This window comes from Streptomyces sp. NPDC052079 (genome assembly GCF_040680275.1).
Classification (GTDB): Bacteria; Actinomycetota; Actinomycetes; order Streptomycetales; family Streptomycetaceae; genus Streptomyces.
The window spans coordinates 19,707-21,814 of record NZ_JBFAWL010000041.1; the positions used below are offsets into that span (position 1 = coordinate 19,707).

Here is a 2,108-nt window from a genome sequence, read left to right on the forward strand (position 1 = left end):
GCTCCGCACCGTCTCGTCGTTGCTGGTGGTGGCGAGCCAGGTGCCGTCCGGTGCGATCGCCACCGATCTCACCCAGTCGGTGTGGCCGGTGAGGGTGCGCTGGAGGGCATTATGGGGGTTGTCCGGGAGTGGCCATTGGTTGGTGAGGCTCGGGTGCAGTGCGGGGTCGTGCCGGCGTGCCGCGATTTGGGGGTGCCAGTGCGGATGGTGGTCGAGGCGGCTGTGAAGGATGCCCGTCAGAACGCGGGGTGCGGTGGTGGGGGTGAGGAGGTGGGCTGCTTGGGCCAGGCTGTGTGCCAGCGGTCGGGTGTGGGGGGTGTCGATGCGGTCGAGGTCGGACCACGGGGCGCTGGAGCCGCGCTGGTGCAGGCGGGTTTCGACCCAGCGGATGTCGCCGGCGACCGCTTCGGCGGCAGCCGTACGGTCGGCGTCGAGGAGATGGCGGATGAGGTTGTCCAGGAGGTAGGTCTCCGGGTGCTGCCACCAGGCCCGTTGCGGGGCGGGCCCGGTGGCGGTGAGGGGTGGGGCTGCGGGCAGGGTGGCGGCCAGCGCGTCGAGGAATGACCGGTTCAGGTGGGCGAGGCGGGCGGGGCCCAGGGTGGTGCGCAGGTAGTCGCGGTAGACGTCGTGCAGGCTGATCCGGCCGCCGCGCTGGGGGGTGAGGGTCAGCAGCGACAGGCGTTCCAGGCTGCGGCACAGGGCTCGGGTCTCACCCTCACTCAGCCCGGCCGTGGCCTGCCACAGGGCGGCGACGAGGGAGATCGGGATGGATTCGTCTTCGGCGAAGATGCCCAGCTCCATGTAGCGGTCGCTGCCGCCGGGCGGCAGCAGGCTGGTCGCGGCCTCGATCGACGCGCGAGCGGCCTGATTGCGTTGGGCGGGATCGGCGAGGTCCCATGTGGCCGACGCATCGTCCAGCGCGGCCGGCCCGTGCTCTTGCAGCCGGCGCAGCAGCCTGTCTGCGGTGTCGGCGGGGTCGGCGCCGGTGGCCACCTGCTCGGCGATCACGCGGTTGGACAGCCGCACCAGCAGTGCCCAGCGGCGGGTGGCCCGCAACAGCGCGTCGACCACCGAGTCGGGCAGCGAGGGCAGTTGCCACGTCAGCAGGGACCGGGCCTGGGCCGGTGACAAGTCATCCACCGGGATATGCCGTACACCGTTCGCGATCAGCGCGGGATTGCGGGTGGTCACCAGCCGCACCAGCCGCACACCGCCGTGCAGGAACGGCGCGAGCTGCTCGGGCTCCCACACATCGTCCAGCACCAGCAGGGTGCGGGGCCGCTGAGCGAGCAGGCGCCCCAGATGAGCACCGGCCAAGTCCGGGTCGTCGAACTCGGTGCTGTCGCCGGTGATGAACCGGGTGACCGCAGCGACCTTGGCCGCCACCTCAGCCCGTCCTCGAACGTCCCGGCCGATGGTGACGAAGTAGATCCGGGTGCGGAATCGCCGCCGTACCCGCCGATCCGCACAGACCGCGGTCGCCAGCGTGGTCTTCCCGAAACCACCCGCACCCACCAGGGACGTGGTGATGGCGACCGTGCTGCCGCCGTGGCACACCGCCGCGACCGCGCCACGGGTCTGGGCGCGGTCGACGAACCACCCGGGCACCGCCGGAGGCGGCGGGGGCGGCGGATCATCCCGGCCCACCGGCTGGCGCTCCTGCAGCCAGACCGCGCTACCGGCAATGGCAGCAGACAAGGCCCCCAGCAGCCCGACCCACAACCACGGATCCTGTCGCAACCAGTCCAGCGGACCAGGCCACCGCGATTGGGCCGTCGCCGCGTTGCCCGCCAGGGCGAGCAACACCGCCAAGGCGGCCACGATCCCCGCCGCGGCTATCAACCCCACCACACGGACCCGCACCTCAACCCCTTACCGGACCATCCGAGCGGATCCTTCCAGGCCTCGCCCGATGGCCCCCACACTCCGCCCGACCGACTTGCGTCAGCGAAACTCCCCTCAGGGGATGAGCTTCCCGCACAGTGATCGCCTCTCGCGCGACGAACGAGCAATTAGCCTCGATCTTGCGTGACGGTCCGCCGACGGAGTCGGTGGACCGTTTTCGTGCCGTGGGCTGAGGCGGGGCAGGCCAGGGGCCCGAGTGTCGT

Annotated in this window: 1 protein-coding gene; it reads right to left on the reverse strand. The window is 71.5% G+C overall.

The annotated features are described in order from the left end of the window. The coding region (locus AB0L56_RS31030; RefSeq protein WP_365429348.1) for an NB-ARC domain-containing protein at positions 1-1,698 on the reverse strand (1,698 nt) is incomplete at its 3' end. Positions 1,699-2,108 lie beyond the last annotated feature (410 nt).